General features: G+C 47.5%; 12 protein-coding genes. 9 read left to right on the top strand and 3 right to left on the bottom strand.

Features of this window, described 5'->3' with window-relative positions:
- Positions 1-65: 65 nt before the first annotated feature.
- The 3 genes from CBX96_RS06885 to CBX96_RS06875 are packed head-to-tail and all read right to left on the bottom strand — an operon-like array spanning position 66 to position 3,943.
- A complete protein-coding gene (locus CBX96_RS06885) occupies positions 66-2,702 on the bottom strand; it encodes a PqiB family protein (protein ID WP_109286165.1) in 2,637 nt (878 codons plus the stop codon).
- Complete coding sequence (locus CBX96_RS06880; RefSeq protein WP_011622444.1) at positions 2,689-3,306, bottom strand: paraquat-inducible protein A; 618 nt, start codon at positions 3,304-3,306, stop codon at positions 2,689-2,691. The genes CBX96_RS06885 and CBX96_RS06880 overlap by 14 nt, the downstream gene beginning before the upstream one ends.
- A 1-nt stretch (position 3,307) precedes the next feature.
- Positions 3,308-3,943: a paraquat-inducible protein A gene (locus CBX96_RS06875; RefSeq protein WP_086903596.1), complete on the bottom strand. Its 636-nt coding sequence runs from the start codon at positions 3,941-3,943 to the stop codon at positions 3,308-3,310.
- A gap of 205 nt (positions 3,944-4,148) precedes the next feature.
- Between CBX96_RS06875 and CBX96_RS06870 the strand changes: the two genes are divergently transcribed.
- From CBX96_RS06870 to CBX96_RS06830, 9 genes are all read left to right on the top strand, one after another.
- Complete coding sequence (locus CBX96_RS06870; protein ID WP_089067972.1) at positions 4,149-4,448, top strand: YebG family protein; 300 nt, start codon at positions 4,149-4,151, stop codon at positions 4,446-4,448.
- Between the two features lie 15 nt (positions 4,449-4,463).
- Positions 4,464-4,922: a GAF domain-containing protein gene (locus tag CBX96_RS06865; RefSeq protein ID WP_011625985.1), complete on the top strand. Its 459-nt coding sequence runs from the start codon at positions 4,464-4,466 to the stop codon at positions 4,920-4,922.
- Between the two features lie 278 nt (positions 4,923-5,200).
- Positions 5,201-5,842 (top strand): RNA chaperone ProQ, encoded by a 642-nt coding sequence (gene proQ / locus CBX96_RS06860; protein ID WP_109286164.1) that lies wholly within the window; start codon positions 5,201-5,203, stop codon positions 5,840-5,842.
- 28 nt (positions 5,843-5,870) lie between these two features.
- Complete coding sequence (gene prc, locus CBX96_RS06855; RefSeq protein WP_181382152.1) at positions 5,871-7,922, top strand: carboxy terminal-processing peptidase; 2,052 nt, start codon at positions 5,871-5,873, stop codon at positions 7,920-7,922.
- Positions 7,923-8,005: 83 nt separating this feature from the next.
- Entirely contained in the window at positions 8,006-10,555 is a 2,550-nt protein-coding gene (pepN, locus tag CBX96_RS06850) for an aminopeptidase N (RefSeq protein ID WP_109286162.1), read from the top strand.
- A gap of 310 nt (positions 10,556-10,865) precedes the next feature.
- On the top strand, positions 10,866-11,084 hold the full coding sequence (locus tag CBX96_RS06845) for a DUF2835 domain-containing protein (protein ID WP_011622451.1): 219 nt from the start codon (positions 10,866-10,868) through the stop codon (positions 11,082-11,084).
- Between the two features lie 335 nt (positions 11,085-11,419).
- Positions 11,420-13,465 carry a DUF1302 domain-containing protein gene (locus CBX96_RS06840; RefSeq protein ID WP_109286161.1) on the top strand — a complete coding sequence of 682 codons (2,046 nt, stop codon included), beginning with the start codon at positions 11,420-11,422 and terminating at the stop codon, positions 13,463-13,465.
- Positions 13,466-13,477: 12 nt separating this feature from the next.
- A complete protein-coding gene (locus tag CBX96_RS06835) occupies positions 13,478-14,842 on the top strand; it encodes a DUF1329 domain-containing protein (RefSeq protein WP_109286160.1) in 1,365 nt (454 codons plus the stop codon).
- Positions 14,843-14,896: 54 nt separating this feature from the next.
- Positions 14,897-15,907 (top strand): YCF48-related protein, encoded by a 1,011-nt coding sequence (locus tag CBX96_RS06830; RefSeq protein WP_109286159.1) that lies wholly within the window; start codon positions 14,897-14,899, stop codon positions 15,905-15,907.
- Positions 15,908-15,914 lie beyond the last annotated feature (7 nt).

Raw genomic sequence — 15,914 nt, 5'->3', positions numbered from 1 at the left:
AACAGTTCCTTCACTAATGTTCCGTAATACAGGCCCTGAATGAGGGCCTTAGCAAAATGGATTTGCTACTGGGCTGGAGCCCATTCCTGCCATTCGTTCTGGGCCTTGTGTTGCAACTTAATCACAGCGCCTTGGTTTAAGCGATTACCTGCTTGCGTCGTTTCCTTGGTGGCGACATTAATGCCGCCCGCCAATAGGGTTTCGAGCGAGCCGGCTTCAATTTGCGCACCAGAGAAAATCCCCACATCGACTTTGATACCTGAAGCGTCCCAGAACTGACTGCTCTGATTCACTAAGTGACTGTACTGCGGCTCAATATGTGCTTGCATTAGCACGCTGTTGCCTTGAGTCGACAGGCTGTAACCATCGATTTGGCCGACTTTTATGCCACGGAAGAAGATAGGCGTGCCGACTTTCATCGAGCCAAGGTTGCTATCTTCTAAGGTAAACTTAAGCGCATCTTCGGCCACGTTGGCATAGCTGCTTTCAACTAATTTGGCCTGGAATTGACTCGCCTTTTGGTTGCTCTTACCCGGTAACACACCAATATAAGGCCCAGTGATTAAGGTTTCTGGTGCTTTGATCCCCGCTAATGAGATTTGCGCATCAACCATATGGTACTCAGTATCACTGCGGCTGAAGTGTTCGGCATAGTCGCCATAGAGATAGGCGGTGGCCGTGAGGGTGGTTAAGTCGGCATTGAGCTTAACTTGTGTCACTTCACCCACCTGATGACCTTGATAACGAATTGCAGCCTTGGCAGCCAATTTCGCTGAGGCGGGTAAGGTGAGTTTGATGGCTTGAGCCTGCGCTAAGGCGAGCTGTTTGCTTTCGTACAGTTTAAGTGTTGAATTAGGCTCAGTCGTTGAACTATCTAACAAACCTAAGCTGATGCTGCCCTTTAACGCGCCCTGGAGTGGCGCGACGGCGACATCAATACCCGCAAGACTGGCATTGACATCCACGGCACTGTTGCGCCAAAACACTTTAGGTTTTTGCACTAAGGGTTGGAACTGCTTATCGATTGCGATTTTAATCGCAAAGTCTTCGGTTTTACTCTGCCAGTTGACCGACTCCACACTGCCGATTTGCATTTTTTTATAGTAAATCGGTGAGCCTTGGCTGACATCGGCGCCATCGACACTGGTGAGGGTAAAGTACAGACGTTGCTGTCGAGCAAAAAACTGTTTCGCTTCATCCATTGAGCTAAAGAGTGACAGGCGAGTATTCGCCGCAAGCGGTGTGTCGCTGGTTCCTGGGATAAGACTCACGGCCCCTTTGGTGAGGGTCGCCATATCGCGGGTTTTCACCGATACCCCATCGAGTGAGGCATCGATACTCAGCGCCGACTCGGGGATAAAATAGCTGTCACTGCGAACTAAGCTGGCAAACTCAGGCTGCAGCTCGAGTTGATATTCAACGGCCGACAGATCTTTGGTTAATTTCACCGCCAGCACCTGACCGATAGGCAGTTGCTTATAACGCACTTCAGCACCTGCGGTGAGGCCCATGTTTTCAGTTGAGGTGATAGTGAGCTGACGTTTTTTGGCCTTCAATAGATCGGGCGCCGTTTCTTGCAGGGCAAAACTGCTTGGCAGCGCCGTATTGGCATTGGTGCCGGGTAAGAAGTTAATCACGCTTCCCGTGAGTAAACGCTCGGGGTTTTTGATCCCAGAGAGCGAAATATCCGCGCCTTCAAGCCAAAACAGTCCGTCACTGGTTAACAGGTTGGCGTATTCAGGCTCAAATTTGGCTACCGCAGTCACGCCGGTTGCCGTGAGTTGTTTGCTCTGCAGAGTACCAATGGTGATACCGCGGTACACAATGCGAGTGCCTTTATCAATCGCGTTGCCATCGTTCATGGTCAGGCTCACTTCAATTCCACCAAGGGCGCTGGTTTCGGAATCGTAGAGGGCAAAACTGTCACCATTTTGTGCCGCTGGCGCTTTATCATCAGAGCTGAAACTCACGCCGCCCGCCAGAATGGAAGCCAAGCTCTCAGTGTTGACTTTAATACCCGCTAAACTGGCGTCGACTTTCACGCCCGAAACGTTCCAAAAGTGAGAGTTTTTCTTCACTAAACGCGCATATTGCTCTTGGATAAAGGCGCTGATAATGACTCTGGCGTTGCCGTCTAAACGATAGCTGACCACGCTGCCGACGGGGATCTGACGAAAGAACACTGGCGAACCCACGTCTAACGAGCCGAGTTTATCGGCTGTCAGTTCAATCATTACCCCTTCTGAGCCCACCTGCATCGGTGGTGGTTGACGCTCAGCTTCAAAGAAGGTGGCGGCATTGCCTTTACCGGGTTGAATCGCGATATAGTTACCCGAAAACAGCGCATCTAAGCCTTCAACACCCGTAATGCTGGCTTTTGGGGTGACTAACCAAAAGAGGGTTTCTTTATTTAAGAATGGCTTAGCGCGATAGTCCATCATGACTTTGACGTTTACGCCCTTAAGATCTTCATCGATACCAATGTCTTTTACTTTACCGACAGTAAGACCTTGGTATTTGACTAAGGTTTTGCCCACATCGATCCCCGTGGCACTGGGGAAGTGGATCTGAATTTCAATGCCCGATTCTTTGATGCTCTTAATGCCCAGCCATGCGCCGAGTGCGAGCGCCACTATCGGGAGCAGCCAAATCGGCGAAAAGAGTTTTTTCTTCACAACTTTTGGCGATTCAATTTGTGTCATCTTGAGGTTCCAATCGATCCCAGAGTAAACGAGTGTCTAAAACTTTTGCGGCAAGTTGAGTCAGTAAAATCACCAATGCAAACGCCGTGGCCGCAGGTGCAGGCTTTGCATCGAGTAATTGCCCCATATTGACGAGGGCAACCGTTAAGGAGATCACAAACAAATCGAGCATTGACCAGCGGCCAATCCACTCAATCACATGAAATCCCACCATGAGTTTCTTTTTCGAAATTGGCAGATTAAAACTGATGGCACAGAGGTAAGTAGCCAAACCGATAATTTTCACCCAAGGCACTAAAATACTGGCAATAAACACAATAATGGCGATGGGCAACATATCCGAATGCACTAAATGGATAATCCCCGAAAAAATCGTATCGTGGCGCACTTGCCCCTGATTGGTGAGCATTGTAATGGGGTAGAGGTTGGCGGGAACCAACAAAATGGCGGCGGTGATCAGCAGCGCCCAACTTTTTTGTAAGCTGCTGTGATCACGGACATGGAGCTCGGCCTCGCAGCGGCTGCAGTGGCTATTGTCACTGCTATTAAGCTGCCGGCACACCCTGCACAGGCACAGGCCTAAGTCTTTTCCCTGTTGCTGCATCTTAGTGTCGCTCCTGCATGAGAAGACTCCACATATGCTCAATATCGTATTCACGCTGCAAAAACAGGGTGACTAAAAAAAGCATGGTGAAGCAGAAGGTGCCCATACCGAAGTAAATATCCGAGAAATCAGATAACTGAAATGATGACACCAAAAAGCTAATCACATAAATCTCCAGCATGGTGAGCTGGGACAGCAGCCCTTGCAGCTTTAACAACTGTTTGAGGCTGCGACGCCAAAATGGACTGCCCAGTCCCCATTTGACGATCAAAATCTGGCTGAGGATCGACAGGATCAATAACCCCGGGCCAATCACGGCGGCGGCGAGCACGGCTAATCCCACGACCCAATAACCTTGGTCGAACACCGCAAAGGCGCCCTGAAACACTGTAGTCGTGCGAATGCTACCCAAAAAATGGATTTCGAGTACCGGGAAAAAATTGGCGGGAAAATAGAACACCAGCGCGGTAATACACAGCGCTAACATGCCGTTTACCGAGCAGTATGGTGTGTCATAAAGTGCGGTGCTGCAGCGCGGGCATAACGCCCTAACACCCGTAGGTAAGGCGCGCTTTCGAACGGCTAAGTCGCAGGAACGACAGAGGATTACAGAGTTTTCTGCTGTATTTTCATGCATATAAAAATATTAAATTAGCCCCAAAGCCATTGAGAGAGCAAATAATCCGCAATAAAACCATATTACAGGGTGAGATAGCACATTGCTTGACCCATCTCGACAACGAAAAGCGTACTCATAATACCAGAATAATCAGAACACTTGCATCACTAGTTCACTTTATGTCATCCTGATTACTGTATATAAAAACAGTGCGAGGGCAGTCATGGCAGTTATTACACAGTTTGTCGTGGTAAGAGAAGGGGTGGAGAAGATGACATTTACATCGAAAAAGGAGGCTGACGCCTACGATAAGATGCTCGACATCGCCGATAACCTCATTCCATTTATTCAAAAAGCGCAGCTCGGAATTGATGAAACCGTGAGCGAACAGCTCGCATTCTATTTTGCTAACAATAAAGATGAGCTGACAAACTTGCTTAAAGGCGTGGTTCAAGTTAATAGTACGCCATCAAAACAAAATGCAGCGAAAAAAGCGCCTAAGAAGGACGACGCTGCCGAATAATTTTTTAGGAAGTCTATGAAACCGCAATTTTATGAGTCACTGAATCGTCAAGCGCTGGCCTTACTCGAGGGCGAGGATGATTTAGTGGCTGCCATGGCTAACTTTTCTGCTTTGCTAAACGATAACCTAACCGAACTGAACTGGGTGGGTTTTTACGTGATGCGTGGCGAACAGCTGGTGTTGGGTCCTTTCCAAGGTAAAGTGGCCTGTACCCGTATTCCAATGGGTAAGGGCGTGTGCGGTACCGCCGCGCAAACCAATCAGACGCAGCGCGTCGCCGATGTACATCAATTTGATGGTCATATCGCCTGCGATTCAGCCAGTAATTCTGAAATTGTTATCCCAGTGCGCGCCGATGGTAAGGTTGTGGCCGTGCTGGATATCGATAGTCCTATTTTTGACCGCTTCGATGAAGAAGACCAAAAGGGCTTGGAATTATTGGTAAAAAGCTTCGAAAACTGCCTATTTGCTTAATTTGCGTACAATAACGCATAATTCATAGTCGCAATCGGTGGCGTGCGCCTTATAATAGCGGATGCACTGATAAGGCTTATTTTGAGCACTGCCGAAATAAGCCTGATAGGTTCAGCCGTGAAAAATTGTTAACTTATATTTTTTAACTTTAGTTAACTCGGCGAGAATGCTAATTTGTACTTTGGCTCATATGTGAGCTTAACCAAGATAAACGACTCGTAAGAAGCTGATTTTTATCACCTCGGATTCGATGTCCCTTTTTAACTGTGGAAGTAATGATGGAATCAACAGATAAGTTGACCGACACCAACGCAATTTTGGCGTATTTGTATGAAACATTTCCTTTGTGCTTTATTGCTGAAGGTGAAACTAAGCCATTAAAAATCGGATTGTTTCAAGATTTGGCTGAAAGGTTGGCTGATGATTCTAAAGTCAGTAAAACTCAACTGCGAGTTGCCTTAAGACGCTACACCAGCAGCTGGCGCTACCTGAAATCGGTAAAAGCCGGTGCACAGCGTGTGGATCTTGATGGTCAGCCATGTGGTGAGTTAGAGCAAGAGCATATCGATCATGCTCAAGCGATGTTGAAAGAAAGCCAAGATAAAGCAAAAGCTAAGCGTGCAGCTCAAGCGCCAAAAGCGGCGCCTGCGGGTAAAGCCCCTGCGAAGAAAGCCCCTAAGAAAGTTGCCGTGCCAGCACGTAAGACTGAGCGCCCAGCAAAAGTAGCACCTAAGGCAGAGCCTGCTGTTAACTTAGTTCAAGCGCAATTGACCGATTTAGCGAAGAAGCAACGTGTCAATGTTAAGTTAGGGATGACGCCAGTAGCCGGCGTGATCACCGACATTAACAAAGAGGACATTCATGTTCAGCTAGATAGCGGCTTAACGGTAAAAGTGAAAGCGGAACATATCCTGCTGTAATCATTTAATCAAACGGAGTAACTTGTTGATGCGAAAACTCACTTTGGCTACATCCATTGCCACTGTTTTTGTCGGATTCTCGGCTTGGGCTGTCCCCCCTACGATTCAAGTCAGCGAGTTACCCACTCTCAAGCAGGAAGCGCAGCATAAAGTGGCGAGTAAGCGAGTGACGGATTTATACACTCGTTCCCACTATCATAGATTTGCATTAGATGATGCGTTTTCTGCTCAGATTTTTGACCGCTACCTGCAGCAACTCGACTACCGTCGTAATGTGCTGACGCAAGCCGATGTCGATAGCTTCAAACCTTACGTTAATCAGTTTGACGATATGCTGAGCACGGGTGAACTCGAGCCTGCTTATAAGATGTTTGATTTGGTTCAGAAACGTCGCTACGAAGGTTTTGTATACGCACTCTCTCTGCTCGACAAAGAGATGGACTTTACCGTTCCGGGTGATGCCTACGAATACGATAGAGAAGATGTTGCTTGGCCAAAAGATCAAGCCGAGATCAACGAATTATGGCGTCAACGTGTTAAATACGATGCGCTGAATCTGAAACTCACAGGCAAGAAATGGCCTGAAATCGTTGATATTCTGCAAAAACGCTATAACAACGCCATCAAGCGTCTGACCCAGACCAATAGCGAAGATGTGTTCCAAGCGGTGATGAATGCGTTCTCCCGTAGCATCGAGCCACATACTAGCTATTTATCGCCCCGTAATGCTGAGCGTTTCCAAATGGAAATGAACTTAAGCCTCGAGGGGATTGGTGCGCAGTTACAGCTCGAAGACGATTACACTGTTATCAAGAGCTTGATTGCAGGCGGCCCTGCGGCCAGCAGTGAAAAACTGTCGCCTGAAGATAAGATCGTCGGCGTCGGCCAAGAAGGCGGTGAGATTGTTGATGTGATCGGCTGGCGATTAGACGATGTGGTCGATCTGATCAAAGGGCCTAAGGGCAGTAAAGTCGTATTACAGATTTTACCTAAGAAGGGCGGCTCTAACGCGAAGCCGTTTAATTTGACCTTAGTGCGCGACAAAATCCGTTTAGAAGACCGTGCCGCGACCTCAAAGATCATCGAGCCGAAAGACGGTGAATACGCCAACCGTAAAGTGGGTGTGATTCAAATTCCTGGTTTCTATATGAACCTATCCCAGGACGTCGAAAAAGAATTGGTGAAGTTAAACGAAGCCAAGGTTGAAGGCGTCGTCATCGACTTACGTGGTAATGGCGGCGGTGCGTTGACCGAAGCCGTGTTACTGACGGGACTCTTTATCGATATGGGCCCTGTGGTGCAAGTACGTGACGCCGATGGTCGAGTGTCTGCCCACCGAGATAACGATGGCAAGACGACCTATGCTGGTCCGTTAACCATTATGGTTGACCGTTACAGTGCATCAGCTTCGGAAATTTTTGCCGCTGCGTTGCAAGATTACGACCGTGCACTGATTGTTGGTGAGTCAAGCTTTGGTAAAGGCACGGTGCAGCAGCATAAGAGCCTTGGTCGAATCTACGATATGTACGAGAAGCCGATTGGTCACGTGCAGTACACGATTCAGAAGTTCTACCGTATCAACGGTGGCAGCACTCAGCTCAAAGGCGTAACCCCGAACATTGCTTACCCAAGTGCGTTAGAGCCGGGTGAATACGGTGAAGCGGAAGAGAAGAATGCTTTACCTTGGGATAAAGTGCCAATGGCGCAATACGGCACCCTAAACGACATCACCCCTGAGTTGGTGGCGAGTTTAGATAAAAAGCACCTTGCCCGTATTCAGAACAATGTTGAGTTTAACTATATCAATCAAGATATTGCCGACTTTAAAAAGCATCATAAAGAGAAAACTGTCTCCTTAGTTGAAAGTGAGCGCATTGCCTCGCGTGAAGCCGATGAGAAGAAAGTACTCGATAGAACCAACGAGCGTCGTGTTGCCCATGGTTTAGCCGCGGTTAAATCGATGGAAGACATTAAAGACAAAGACGACATTGAAGCACCGGATGCCTTCTTAGACGAAACGGCCTATATCACCTTCGATATGGCGGATGCAAAAAAGCTGGCTAACGCTGGCACTAAATAGGCGATTATTGCGCCTGTTTACCGTATCTTAAAACGCGCTTATGGCGCGTTTTTCTTATTTAGAACAGTGTTAAAGGGAACGACATGACACAAGCACAAGCAAAATACCTTAAAGATTATCAAGCTCCCCAGTTCACGATCGAAACCATTGATTTAGATTTTAATCTCGATGGTAAAAACACCTTGGTTAAAGCCGTTAGCAAAGTCAAACGCACTTCTTCCCACATCAATCCCTTAGTGCTCGATGGTGAAAGTTTGACCTTAGTGAGTGTGACCATTGATGGACAAGCGACGACGTATCACGCGAGTGAAGGGCAGTTGTCCATCGAGACATCGCTGAATGAATTTGAGTTGACCATCATCACCCAACTCGATCCCGAGGCTAACTCAAGCCTCGAAGGGCTCTATATGTCCGACGGCGCCTACTGTACTCAGTGCGAAGCCGAAGGCTTTAGACGCATCACGTATTTTCTCGACCGTCCCGATGTGTTAGCCAAATACACAGTGCGAATCGAAGCCGATAAACTGGCGTTTCCGTTCCTGCTCAGCAATGGTAACTTGATTGAGAAAGGCGAGCTCGATGGTGGCCGTCATTACGTGCGCTGGCAAGATCCTTTCCCAAAACCCGCCTATCTGTTTGCCTTAGTCGCTGGTGATTTCGATCTGCTGCAGGATGAGTTTATCACCCGCAGTCATCGCAAAGTGGTACTGCAGGTGTTTGTCGATAAAGGTAATTTACACAAAGCGCACCATGCGATGGCGTCCCTGAAAAAGTCTATGGCCTGGGATGAATCTCGTTTTGACTTAGAATACGACTTAGATATCTACATGATAGTCGCGGTTGACTTCTTCAATATGGGGGCGATGGAAAACAAAGGCTTAAACATCTTCAACACCAAGTATGTGTTGGCAGATACTTTGACCGCAACCGACGAGGATTACCACGGCATTGAATCTGTGGTCGGCCATGAGTACTTCCATAACTGGACTGGTAACCGCGTGACTTGCCGTGACTGGTTCCAATTAAGCCTCAAGGAAGGCTTGACAGTGTTTCGCGATCAGGAGTTTAGTTCGGATTTAGGCTCTCGTGCTGTTAACCGAATTCACGCGATTAAAGTCATCAAAAACCAGCAGTTTGCTGAAGACTCAGGCCCAATGGCGCATCCGATCCGCCCCGAGTCTGTGATTGAGATGAATAATTTTTATACTGTTACTGTGTATAACAAGGGCGCCGAAGTTATTCGCATGATGCACACCCTGTTGGGTGAAGCCCATTTCCAAGCGGGGATGAAGTTATACTTCAAACGCCACGATGGCCAAGCCGTGACTTGCGATGATTTTGTCGCGGCGATGGAAGATGCCAGTGGTATCGATTTAACGCAATTCCGTCTCTGGTATAGCCAAGCGGGCACGCCAATTGTCACCGCAAGCGACAGTTTTGATGCCGAGACTGGAACTTACCAGTTAACCCTCAAACAAACGTTAGCTGGTTGTGCTTCACCCTTGCATATTCCCTTTAGCTTAGAGCTGTTAGATGAGAAAGGGCAGTCACTGGTAAATCAAGTGCTTGATTTTACTCAAGCAGAGCAAGTATTTACATTTGAAGGTATGCGCCATAAACCCGTGGCATCCTTACTACAGGATTTCTCTGCACCGGTTAAATTGCATTATCCCTTTGAAATCGATCAGCTTGTGCATTTGATGCGCTTTGCCTCGAGTGAAGTGGCACGTTGGGAGGCGTCGGTGGCGCTCGTGAGCCAAGCGATTTGGCAAAATGTGGCGCATTTACAGCAACATCACACCATGACCTTAGATGAGAGAGTGAAGGACAGCTTTAAAGGCGCCTTACTCGATGAGCAGTTAGATCAGGCGCTGATGGCGGAAATGTTAGCCATCCCATCGGCCTCAGCGTTGATTGAGCAAACCGACACGGTCGATTTAGATGCCTTAGCCTTAGCCCGTGAATTTGTGCTCACAGAGCTTGCCGCCTATTGTGAAGATGAATTAACGGCGCTGTATCGCTCATTGGTAAACCGTGATTGCACAAAAGCGCGGGCGCTGAAAAACCAATGTCTTAACTGGTTGAGCCGAGTCAGTAGCGAGGCCGAAAGCTTTGTGGTTGAGCAGTTTGATAAGGCAGCCAATATGACTGACTCACTCGGCGCATTAAGTGCGGCGAATGTCGGCTCATTACCTTGCCGCGAACATTTGATGGCAATGTTTGAAGCCCGCTGGCGCGATACGCCGCTGGTGATGGACAAATGGTTCATGCTGCAGGCGACCCATGATGTGGAAGGGGTGATTGATAGTTTGCGTCAATTACAACAACACGCGAACTTTAGCATGAGCAATCCTAACCGCGTGCGTTCACTGATTGGCAGTTTCGCGGCAGGGAATATCTACCAATTCCACCGCGCCGATGGCAAAGGTTACGAGTTTTTAACTGAATGTCTTATCAGCTTAAATAAACTCAACCCGCAGGTTGCGGCGCGTATGGTGACGCCACTCATCCAATTTAGTAAGTTTGATGAGGCGCGCCAAGTCAAGATCAAGGCTTGTTTAACGCGATTGTTGGCGCTGCCTGAACTGTCGAAAGATTTATTCGAGAAAGTATCTAAGGCATTAGCACAGTAGCTATGAAGAGGGCAGCATTATGCTGCCCTCATTCTTCCAAGCAGTAATGAGCAGTTAGGGCTAAATTGAAGGCTAGGCGCCCTAGTTATACTATTTAACGAGTTAAGTTAAATCTAAGGTATGACGCTTTATACTATTGAATATGATGGCCTTTTGATGAGGGTATTAGCGTGTTACATTGCCCCTGTGAGGCCGATAATTCAAGGCAATAGCTCTGTTTCTACGACATGCTGTTTGTTGGTCCAACAGCTGTAATTGGCCCGTCGTAAATAGCCACTACCAGTTTTATGCCGATTATTTGAGTTTTAATATGGAATTGTATTTTAAGCTAAATCTAAGTTATCGAGAGTTTTTACCTTACTATCAAGGCATTGCCGATAAGGTTGAAGTGCGTGAGCGTCAGGGGCGGATCCTGTGGATTAATGGCCGACATTTTAGGCGTTTTTTAACCGATAACGGTATTCATGGACAGTTCAAACTGGTGCTCGATGATAAAGGGCAATTTGTGTCGCTAGAGCAGTTAGCCTAATAAATTGTTGATTTTTACTTAGAGTAATTACTTTAAACGGTCGACTAATTACAATCACGGAAATATGATATTTTCTTTGTGATTATGCTAATGAAATATAAAGTTTTTTGCATGGTTCTTCCCACGATTTTCAATCTTCTGCTTTTCTAATTTAAATCCCATCCCTGTAGTAGATGACATAAATGTGTCTACGTGCTTAATTCTTTAGAAAATTTTCTCTAACTGTGCCTTGCTCATGGGGATTAATTGCTGTAACAATGATGTTACCTGTGAGCTAACAAGATGTTGGTTGTAATTCCAAGAACAAAGAATCCAGCAGGGTACGGAGAGCTAAAATGAAAATTGTTAAAAAAAGTTTTAACAAGTCGGCGCTTGCTTTGGGGGTGGCGTCGGCATTGAGTTTATTGATGGTGTCGAATGTTAATGCGGTTGCGTTCGATTGGGGGGAGATACAAGGGACTTTTGACTCGACTTGGACTGCTGGTGCCAGTTGGCGTGTAGGGGAGCGCGATTGGGATGGACAAATTGGTAAGGTAAACCAGCCACAGTTTGATTGGTCAAACTACACAGCGTTTGACAGTACCAAAACTAAATATACTTCTGCTGAGATTTGGGCACAACCTGGTTCTTATTCTAGCAACAACGATTTGAGTAATTTACTTTATTCTCAAGGTGATACTACATCCGAAATCGTTAAAGGATTACACGAGTTATCCCTTAAATATGAGAACTATGGTCTATTCGTTCGTGGTATGTATTTTTACGATCGTAAGCTAAACGATGGTAACTACGACTTCAATGACCCGTTAACAGGGAAAGAATACGATCCTTGCCGCGACAGTAAAGCGTCTGAAGTGCAATGTAAGGACATCCGTCTGCTGGATGCCTTCGTCTACGCGAATTTTGATTTAAACGATGGTGCTAACCCGCTTTCTATCCGTGTGGGTAACCAAGTGGTTTCTTGGGGTGAAAGTACGCTGATCGCCCACGGTATTGGTGAAATCAACCCTGTCGATTTGAATATCTTGAACGCGCCAGGCGCGGAACTCAAAGAAGCCTTCCGTCCTCAGGGTATGGTGTGGGCCTCATTGGGGATCACCGAAAACCTATCGGTAGAAGGTTTCTATCAATATGATTGGGAACCCGTGTGGATCCCAACCCCAGGCTCGATTTTTGCGACTAACGATTTCGCCGGTTACGGTGGTTATAACCAGAACGCGCAATTAGGCTTTAACGCCAACCCAGACATCAATTTAGACTTCTTGATGCAGGAATATCAGAAACTGGCTGGGATGGTCGCCAGTGGCCAACCTACTACGGATCGGTTGGCTGCTATGGCCTTAGCTTATCCAACGAAAGTGACGTTAGTGCAAGATGAGCAAGCCCCAAGTAACGGTGGCCAATATGGTATCAAGCTGGGTTATTACGCCCCTGAGTTAGGCGATACCGAGTTTGGTTTCTACTTTATGAACTACCACAGCCGTCGTCCGCTGATCAGTGGTACCGCCGCAGATTTTAGCACTGGCGCACTGTTGTCAGATCTTGCAGTACTCGGTCAAAATGCGGGTGATATTAACCGCGAATTGCTGCTCAGCTTAAAGAGCTTCTCTAAGGCGCAAATTGTTTACCCTGAAGACATTAAACTTTATGGTTTCAGTTTTAACACCTCATTGGGCGATACCTCAGTCGGCGCTGAAATCGCTCACCGTCAAGATGAACCGCTGCAAATCGATGACGTTGAGCTGCTATTTGCGGGTATGCCACAACAGTTAGCCAATGCAGGTCGTGCTTCTCAATTCGACGGCATTTCTCAAATTGATGGCGTACAACCTGGCGAAACCGTTGACGGTTTTATTCGCCTAGATACCACTCAAGCGCAAGTCACCTTCACGCATTTATTCGGTCCGACCTTGGGATTGGATAACTTGACGATGTTGGCTGAAGTCGGTGGGGTATGGATCCACGATATGCCAGGTTTTGATGAACTACGTCTTAATGGCCCAGGTACCGCACGTTCTGGCGGTAATCCCGATATGCCAGGCATCATCCAAGCCGTGCACAATGGTCCAGAAACTAACCCATTCCCAACAGATTTCGCGTGGGGATACCGTCTGGTGGCGAAAGCAGAGTTTAACAACTTGTTTGCGGGCGTGAACATGTCACCACGGTTGATTTTCTCACACGATGTTGACGGTATTACGCCAGATCCAATGTTCCTCTTTACCGAAGGACGTAAGTCAGTGGCCTTAGGTCTGAATTTTGAATACCAAAACCGTTGGGGTGCGGACTTATCCTACAACAACTTCTTTGGCGGAGTGGGAACAACCAACGCGATGTCAGATCGTGATTATATTTCTTTCAATATCAAGTATTCGATCTAAAGGACTATAACAATGAAGAAACTGTCGATATTGGCAAGCGCTGTCGTAATGGCGCTTGTAGCACCAGCAGCGATGGCAAAAGTCTCCGAAGCAGAAGCAGCCAAGCTGGGTAACGAATTGACGCCATTAGGCGCAGAAAAGGCTGGCAATGCTGATGGCTCTATTCCGGCTTGGGATGGCGGTATTACTAAGCCTGTCGCAGGTTATACTAAGGGGATGCATCACCCTGATCCTTTCCCAGAGGATAAAATTGAATTTACCATTACCAATGCTAACAAAGCCCAATACAAGGATTTTTTGACTCCTGGTCAAATGAAATTGTTCGAGCTTTACCCAGATACTTACAAGATGAATGTGTATAAAACGCGCCGCAGCGCGTCAGTACCGCAATTTGTCTATGATGCGACCAAAGCCAACGCCACTCGCGCTGAACTGGTTGCACAGGGTAACGGTATTTCGGGCGCATCGATTGGTATTCCATTCCCGATCCCTGCCAATGGTTTAGAAGCGATTTGGAACCATATTCTGCGCTTCCGTGGTGTGGATGTGGAAACTTCACGTAGCCAAGCGGCACCAACGGCCGATGGCAGCTACACCTTAGTGGAAACCGCTGAGGAAATTCGCTTCGAATATTCCCGCCCTGAAATCACCCTTGATCAATTAAAGGCCAGCAACACGCTGTTCTACTTTAAGCAAGTGGTGACTCAGCCCGCTCGTTTAGCAGGTACGGCACTGTTAGTGAAAGAAACCATGGACCAAGAGGCGCTGCCGCGCCAAGCATGGACTTATAACACGGGTCAACGCCGCGTGCGTAAGGCACCCAACGTTGCGTTTGATACACCGGGTACCGTATCCGATGGTCTGCGCACAACAGATGATTTCGACATGTTTAACGGCTCTCCCGTGCGCTATAACTGGGAGCTTGTGGGCAAGAAAGAAATCTATATTCCTTACAACGACTACAAATTGCACTCAGACAAGTTGAAATATGATCAGATTTTAAAACCCGGTCATATTAATCCTGAGTATGTCCGCTGGGAAAAACACCGCGTATGGGAAGTAAAGGCGACACTGAAAGACGGTATGCGCCACATCTACAAAACCCGTGTGATGTATCTTGACGAAGATTCATGGCAAGTGTCGATTGCTGATCTGTATGACAACCGTGATGAACTCTACCGTGTGGCGGTTGCCCACGGCTTGAACTACTACGAAGTCCCAACACAGTGGGATACCTTAGAAGTGTTCCACGATCTGCAGTCCCGTCGTTATTTGGCCATGGGGTTAGACAACCAAAGTGGAATGTATAACTTCGATGCCAAACTGAGTGAAGCGAACTTCACGCCTGATGCACTGCGTCGTGAAGGTATTCGTTAATCAGCCACGGTATAAGGGGCGCTAAGCGCCCCTCATTAGTTTAAGGAAGTTTGTATGTCGTTTCGCATCCTTCAATGCGCCGCTGCAATCAGTGTTGGTTGTTTCTTTTCTTCCCCTTCATTTTCAGCCGTGTCTGAGACTTTCTCGCAAATTCAGCCCTTAGCGGCATCTTCTCTCGTGTTAGATATTGCCCATGCGGGACAGCGTTTAGTTGCCGTGGGTGAGCGTGGCCATGTGCTCGTGCTGAAAGACACTTGGCAACAAGTGCCGACACCGACCTCGGCGCAGCTGACAAAAGTGTTCTTTTTAAATGAAAAACTCGGCTGGGCTGTCGGGCACGATGCTACTATTTTGCACACTCAAGATGGCGGCCAGACATGGTCGTTGCAAATGCAGTCAACTGAAATTGAAAAACCCTTCCTCGATGTGCTGTTTCTCAATGAGCAGGACGGAATGGCCATTGGGGCTTATGGATTGTTTTATCGAACCCATGATGGTGGCAAGACTTGGGCAGAAGAATTCCACGAAGAGTTGCTGGCCGAAGAAGACGTGTCCTATTTGGCTGAGTTAAAGAATAGCGACCAAGCCGCTTATCTGACCGAACGCGCCTCGTTACTGCCACATTTTAACCGGATGATCGTGCTCAATGATGGTCGTTTGTTACTGGTAGGGGAATTGGGGCTTGTGGCTGTGTCGGCCGATAAGGGCCAAACCTTTACCCGTACTGGGTTTGATTACGACGGCTCTATGTTCAATGCCATTCAATTGCAGGATGCTGTCTACGTGATGGGATTGAGGGGACACGTATTTAAGGCAGATTTGAGCCTTGGCCAATGGGACGAGATTGAAATACCCGTGCAGTCATCCATCAATGGCGCCTTGGTGAACTCAGATACTAGCTTGTATCTTGTGGGGAATGCTGGCGTCGTTATTCAGCTAAATCAGGATGATAGTGCGAGTATTGTCACGCGTCGCCAGGGGGAAAACTTAGTTTCGATTGCCAAAGATAACCAAGGGAATGTGTGGTTATCGGGTAGCCAAGGGCTACTCACTCTAAAGCCATAAATGATAA

This window comes from Shewanella sp. BC20 (genome assembly GCF_003129585.1).
Classification (GTDB): domain Bacteria; phylum Pseudomonadota; class Gammaproteobacteria; order Enterobacterales; family Shewanellaceae; genus Shewanella; species Shewanella seohaensis.
This window is presented reverse-complemented; position numbering and strand designations above follow the sequence as displayed.